The 5,694-nt window shown below is 57.8% G+C and carries 6 protein-coding genes and 1 pseudogene; 3 read left to right on the top strand and 4 right to left on the bottom strand.

Translation table 11 applies throughout. From position 1 onward, the window contains the following. Positions 1-222 (top strand): annotated as a pseudogene (locus tag AU511_RS16475) (isoprenoid biosynthesis glyoxalase ElbB); the annotation flags it as partial. After that, entirely contained in the window at positions 219-953 is a 735-nt protein-coding gene (mtgA, locus tag AU511_RS16470) for a monofunctional biosynthetic peptidoglycan transglycosylase (RefSeq protein WP_094100808.1), read from the top strand. The pseudogene AU511_RS16475 and the gene mtgA, both read left to right, overlap by 4 nt. Positions 954-1,252: 299 nt before the next feature. On the opposite strand, the gene dolP is transcribed toward mtgA, so the two are convergent. The 4 genes from dolP to AU511_RS16450 are packed head-to-tail and all read right to left on the bottom strand — an operon-like array spanning position 1,253 to position 4,852. After that, on the bottom strand, positions 1,253-1,828 hold the full coding sequence (gene dolP / locus AU511_RS16465) for a division/outer membrane stress-associated lipid-binding lipoprotein (RefSeq protein ID WP_094100807.1): 576 nt from the start codon (positions 1,826-1,828) through the stop codon (positions 1,253-1,255). 10 nt (positions 1,829-1,838) lie between these two features. Next, positions 1,839-2,429, bottom strand: coding sequence for a DnaA initiator-associating protein DiaA (gene diaA / locus AU511_RS16460; protein ID WP_026740721.1), 591 nt, complete (start codon positions 2,427-2,429; stop codon positions 1,839-1,841). 39 nt (positions 2,430-2,468) lie between these two features. Beyond that, entirely contained in the window at positions 2,469-2,825 is a 357-nt protein-coding gene (locus tag AU511_RS16455) for a YraN family protein (RefSeq protein WP_240503875.1), read from the bottom strand. Further along, positions 2,822-4,852 (bottom strand): penicillin-binding protein activator, encoded by a 2,031-nt coding sequence (locus tag AU511_RS16450; protein ID WP_094110328.1) that lies wholly within the window; start codon positions 4,850-4,852, stop codon positions 2,822-2,824. The genes AU511_RS16455 and AU511_RS16450 overlap by 4 nt, the downstream gene beginning before the upstream one ends. A 60-nt stretch (positions 4,853-4,912) precedes the next feature. Between AU511_RS16450 and rsmI the strand changes: the two genes are divergently transcribed. Next, the coding region (gene rsmI, locus AU511_RS16445) for a 16S rRNA (cytidine(1402)-2'-O)-methyltransferase (protein WP_094110327.1) at positions 4,913-5,694 on the top strand (782 nt) is incomplete at its 3' end.

The raw sequence follows: 5,694 nt of genomic DNA, 5'->3' as shown, positions 1-5,694 counted from the left end.
CTGGGTCTTCCTGTCAGACTTACAATTGGTAACGATATTGATACCGCTGAAGCCATCGAAGCGATGGGCGGAATGCATGTGACTTGTCCGGTGGACGACATTGTCGTGGATGCCGAACACAAGGTGGTGACGACGCCGGCCTACATGCTGGCGAATTCCATCGGCGAAGTGGCTCAGGGGATTGAGAAACTGGTTGCCCATGTTTTGGAATTGACTGAATGAAATCAGGCCGAGTCCTAAGCCCCATTGTCCGTGGTTTTAAACGCACGATCGTCCGAGGCATTGTGGTCGTGCTGGGGGCCTGGCTGCTGGCGATTGCGCTGTTTTCATTCCTGCCAGTGCCCTTTTCGGCAGTAATGATAGACCGTCAGATCAGCGCATGGCTGCGCGGCGACTTTTCCTATGTCGCGCATTCCGACTGGGTTTCGATGGATGAGATCGCCTATGTCATGCCTCTGGCTGTCATCGCGGCGGAAGACCAAAAGTTTCCACAACATTGGGGGTTCGACCTCGATGCGATTGATGCCGCTTTGCGACATAACGAGGAAAATGAAGGACGCATTCGCGGCGCTTCCACGCTGTCTCAGCAAACAGTTAAAAATTTGCTGTTGTGGGACGGGCGCAGTTGGGTGCGCAAGGGACTTGAGGCCGGCCTGACGACGGTGATGGAGCTGGCGTGGACCAAGCGTCGGATTCTGACTGTCTACCTGAATATCGCAGAGTTTGGCCCGGGGATCTTTGGCGTTGAAGAAGCTTCCCGGCATTTTTTCCACAAGTCTGTCAGTCGTTTAACCGCCAGCGAGGCAGCGCTTTTGGCCGCAGTGCTGCCTAATCCAATCCGGTTTCGCGTCGATCGTCCATCAGGTTATGTGATCCGTCGTCAGCAATGGATACTGCGACAAATGAACCAGATCGGTGGGGAAGCCTTCCTTAAAAACAATAAGTTGCGATAATGCTGCGGTTCTGTTTTGTAAAAAATGAGCGCTTGCGGCCGGGTTAGTCTTTCCCCTCGCTATAGATAGCGCTGAGAGCGCCAAAAAAAACAATAGCCAAGCTAATGTATTCGCAAATCCAGCATGATGTTCTGTTGTTTAACGGAGTTTTCAGGCGATGCTTCGGAGCGCAAAAAGGAGCATCGAAGGTTGTTTTGACGGGGGTAAAGAGAAGTATGGCTCGGCGTGAGTCGCCAGGTGGGGCTGTAAGGGCCTGAGCCCGCCGTTAAGGCGGGTCAGGAAGATGGGGAGAGGGTAGGCTACTCCAGATAGGTAAATGCCGTGGTGACGTGTTTGACGCCGCTGACTTTGCTGGCGATTTCCGCAGCGGCGGTGCCCTCGCGGCGAGTGACCAGACCTAATAGGAAGACTTCGCTGTTTTCCGTGGTCACTTTGACGTTGGAGGACTTGACCTGATCGCTGGCCAGCAGCTGAGAACGCACTTTGGTGGTGAGCCAGGTATCCATTGAAGCGGTGCCCAGGCTAATTGGCGTCCCCTGGCGGATTTCGTTGTACACCTCCGTCGCACCTTCCACGCCCAGCGCAATCTGCTTGGCTCGGCTGGACAGCTCGGTATTCGGCGACTGACCGGTCAGCAGGACTTTACCCTGATACACCGTCGCGATAATGCGGGCTTCCTTACTCAACTGCTGATCTTTTGCCAGCGTATTGGAAACGCGCATTTCTAGCGTACCATCATCAACCTGAGTCCCTACCGTACGGGGATCGGTCGCGGTTTTGGTCGCGACGGCTGCGCTGCCGATAGCGACCGCGCCGATACAACCCTGTAGCAGCAGAGCGGCGGACAGCACGGCAATGCAAGAATATATCCTCATGAGGTACTCCTTAATCGTTCTGGTGTGGGAAAAGCGTGTTGTCTATCAGATCGCACAAGCAGTTTACCGTCAACATGTGCATTTCCTGAATGCGAGCGCTGCGGTGCGACGGGATGCGGATTTCCACATCTTGTTGTCCCAGCAGACCCGCAAGTTCGCCGCCATCGTAGCCGGTTAACGCGACGATGGTCATGTCGCGGGTCACGGCGGCTTCTACTGCTTTGACGATGTCACGACTGTTTCCATGCGTGGATATCGCCAGGAGGATATCCCCCGTTTGCCCCAAGGCCCGAACCTGTTTTGCATAGATCTCCTCGTGCAACCGGTCGTTCGAAATCGCCGTCAGCACCACGTTGTCGGCATTCAGCGCGATAGCGGGCAGGCTGGGACGCTCCGTCTCGAAACGGTTAATCATGTTAGCGGCAAAATGCTGGGCGTTGGCGGCGGAAGTGCCGTTCCCGCAGCTCAGGATTTTGTTGCCGTTCAGCAAAGATTGCACCATCGCGACGGCTGCCCGCGAGATCGCATCGGGCAAAGCTTCTGCCGCGGCAATCTGGGTTTGGATGCTTTCGGTAAAACAGACTTTAATTCTATCCAGCACGTTTGGGTAACCTATTCTTTTGTTTTCGGAATTAACCAATTATTCCTGATTGCCGAACGCGTTCGGCAACCACTCCAGCTGGTCGCCGGTGATGGCCAGTACGTCGAAACGACAGTCGGTATGGTCGAAGCCGCCGCCGTGACGCGATAACCACACGGCGGCCGCCTGCAGTAACTTTTGCTGCTTGCGCCGGGTTACGCTGGCGGCTGCGCCGCCAAAGTCCGCATTGCGCCGGTAGCGTACTTCCACGAAAACCCATATCGGGCCGTCGCGCATGATCAAATCCAGCTCGCCGCCGCGTAGCGTGACATTGCCCGCAACAAACGTCAGGCCGGCGCGCTCAAGATAGCGCCGAGCCTGTCGTTCGTAATCGTTACCGGTTTCTCGGGTTTTCAGGATGCCGGCACCAGCTGCCCCTGGCGGAACTGCAGCCAGGTGAGTTTGCGGTTCACGACGCAATCCGGCGTGGCGCTCAGTTGCCCCGTCGAACCCTCCAGATGATAGCCCGGCTGCTGACGCAGAGAGGCGAAGTTGTTCGCCAATGTCCAGGCGTCCATCCCCATGGCAAACAGGCGCACTAGCGAGTAGTCGTTGCGGAACTGGCCGGTCGTCTGCTGCATCAGCGACGGATTCGCGCCTGTCAGCAGCGGAATATCGCTAAACTGCAGCCCTTCCATCTCCAAACGAAAATCAGGTCCCATACCGGCCTGATTGCTGCGTGAGCTGGCATAGAGCGCGGCGCGAACGCGTGATTTGTTGCGCAGGTCGATCATGGGTTTGATTAATGACAGCTCGTCAGGCGTAGCGATGATGTAGACCGAGTCAACGCCACCCGCGCTGGTATCGGCTGGCGTTGGCGGCACCTGCGCCGGGATGTTCAGGCCGCCGATAGTGGTGCCTGACTGTGGCTGAGGTGACGTTGATGCGGTGACGATCGGCTGACCGCTTAGCGAGATACCTGCGCCGTTATTGATGGCCTGCTTCAGTTCGGCGGTGCCACCGATGCGCTGCTGCAGCGGCGTGGAGCCGCCTTGTTGCTGCCAGGCGGCGGCGAAAGCGGTCGTGACGCGATCGCCCAGCCCACCACGCGGCGCCAGGACCAGTGGCTGCTGTTTGCCCTGGCTGTGAATAAATTGCGCCGCATCTCGCGCTTCATCTTCCGGAGACAGGGCGAAATAGCAGATGTTGGGGCTGGGCTGGACGTGTTCCGGCTGATTTAACGCCAGCACCTGCAGCGTGGTTTGGGTCGCCGGTAATTGTTCGACGTCGCTTTTCAGCAGCGGCCCCACAATCATGGTGGCGCCGTCTTTCTGTGCCTGAGCAATGACGTTGGTTAACGGCTGTCCGGTCGTATCGTAGACCTTCACCGCCACATTGCTGGGCGCTGGAGCAGGCGCAGCGGCTGCGCTGTAGGGCGCCGGTGCCGGTGTATCGGAAGCCGGTTGTTCCTGCGCCGGCGATGTTGGCGCCTGATTCGCCGTCGCGGCGGGCGCGGAGTCTCCCGGCGCAGGGGCTGCGGGGGCTGGCGTTTGCACCGGGGCGTTCGGTATGGCCTGGCCGTCACGTGCTGCGCTGAAACCAGCCTGAATGGCTTTCGAATAGACCTGCGCCTGACCGTTCAACGGCAGTAGCAATGCAATACCGCCGGAGGTCGACAGATTCGGTCCTGTCCCCTGCGGTTGTGTTAACACCGTCGGCAATGTTTTCGCGGCCGGATGATGTGGATAGCGCGTTTGCCAGTCGGCAATCGCCGTTTTCAGCTCGGTAGGCGCTGCGACTTTGCTTTGATAGGTTGTTAGCAGATCGAGCCAACCCGCCAGGGTGTTCTCGTCGGCGTTGATCGCGATGGAGCTGAGGGTCTGAGGGCTAAGGCGAGTGAGCGCAGACCAGGTCATATCGATGTTGCGCTGATGGGCATCGCCCTGTAACAGCGGTTCCTGAGCGATATAAGCGCGGATCAGCGTCAGCGATGGCTGTGCCTGATTGGCGCTAATCAACGCTTGGTAGTAGCGCTCTTGTTGCTGGCTGGAAAGCGCTTTGACATCCAACTGGGACAACGTGCTGTTGGCGGCGTTCATATCAGCGCGAGCAACCGCCAGTTCCGCGTTCAGCAGACGCTGTTCGAGCTGTTGTCGGTCGTTGAGCGAAGCGGGCAGGGCGCTCCATTGCGCGAGGGCCTGAGGCAGCTTGCCTTCCTGGATCAGGGCATGAATAGCAAGTAATTGCCAGTCAGCCTTGTTATCATCCCCGCCTTGCTGCGCCTGCTGCAGGTAATAATCAGATGTCGCGCCAGCCTTGATAGCGACCTGCTGGTTCGACGGACTTTGGGGCGCCTGGCTTGGACAGCCCGCGAGAACGAGCGCCGCCAGCATGACAGGAATAACTCGGCCTGTATGGGCGCGGACAGAATTTAAGGGAAGCATACTGTATCCAGTGATAAATTCAGAGATGCTCAATATTAAATCGGCAACCCGGATGAAACAATGAATCAAGACCAACAAGCGGAGATTTCTGCCTCCACCCTTTACATTGTCCCGACGCCTATCGGCAACCTGAGAGACATCACTCAGCGCGCGTTGGACGTTCTGAAGAGCGTCGATCTCATTGCGGCAGAGGATACTCGGCATACCGGTTTATTGTTACAGCATTTCGCAATTAATGCGCGGCTGTTCGCACTGCACGATCACAATGAACAACAGAAAGCAGAGCAATTGCTGAGCCGTTTGCAAAGTGGAATGAGCGTGGCGCTGGTGTCGGACGCGGGAACGCCGTTGATTAACGATCCGGGTTATCACGTGGTAAGGCTTTGCCGCGAAGCGGGTGTGCGGGTCGTGCCGCTGCCGGGGGCGTGTGCGGCGATTGCCGCGCTGTCCGCGGCGGGGCTGGCGTCGGATCGTTTCTGTTATGAAGGCTTCCTGCCGGCGAAAACCAAGGCGAGAAAAGACACGTTGCAGGCGATGCTGGAAGAGCCGCGGACGTTGATTTACTACGAGTCCACGCATCGATTGCTGGACAGCCTGCGCGATATGGTCGCCGTACTGGGACCGCGGCGTTATGTCGTGCTGGCGCGTGAGCTCACTAAAACCTGGGAGTCCATTTATGGCGCGCCGGTGGCCGAGCTTCTGGCGTGGGTAGAAGAGGACGATAACCGTCGCAAAGGCGAAATGGTGCTGATCGTTGAAGGATATCACCGCGACGACAGCGCGTTGCCCGCGGAGGCGCTGAGAACGCTGGCGCTGCTCCAGGCTGAGCTGCCGCTGAAAAA

The organism is Lonsdalea iberica, assembly GCF_002111585.1.
GTDB classification, from domain to species: domain Bacteria; phylum Pseudomonadota; class Gammaproteobacteria; order Enterobacterales; family Enterobacteriaceae; genus Lonsdalea; species Lonsdalea iberica.
The sequence above is the reverse complement of the archived record's forward strand: the minus strand, read 5'-3'. Positions and strand labels throughout refer to the sequence as shown.